General features: G+C 59.2%; 1 protein-coding gene. It reads left to right on the top strand.

From position 1 onward, the window contains the following. The coding region (locus tag AC1RO3_RS08960) for a hypothetical protein (RefSeq protein ID WP_481764077.1) at positions 1 to 204 on the top strand (204 nt) is incomplete at its 5' end. Positions 205 to 326: the final 122 nt, after the last annotated feature.

Raw genomic sequence — 326 nt, 5'->3', positions numbered from 1 at the left:
ACCTTGTACTGGCTTGACGGCCGCCGCACCCTTATCTCGGGCCACCGTCCGTTCCACGAAGCATTGATGTTGGCTGGCTACGGCGGTGGTGCGATCCGCGCACTCGATTTCTATGCGTCCGGCGACAACACCGAATACACGTGGGACAGCGAGTCTCGCGACTGGATCAACAATTCCATCGCAACGCGCTTCGGGGGTCGTTGATGATCGGTCCTATTGACAACGATACCCGCGAATACCGTCAGTACACGACGTTGACCGCAGTGGGTCCGGGCACCATCAAAAGCATGCTCCGGGCGGCCGTGAACGAAGCTCTCGTCAAACAC

The sequence above is a fragment of the Dellaglioa sp. CoH-57-MRSF-19 genome (genome assembly GCF_056781975.1).
Note: the sequence above shows the minus strand (reverse complement) of the source record. Positions and strands in the feature narration are given on the sequence as shown.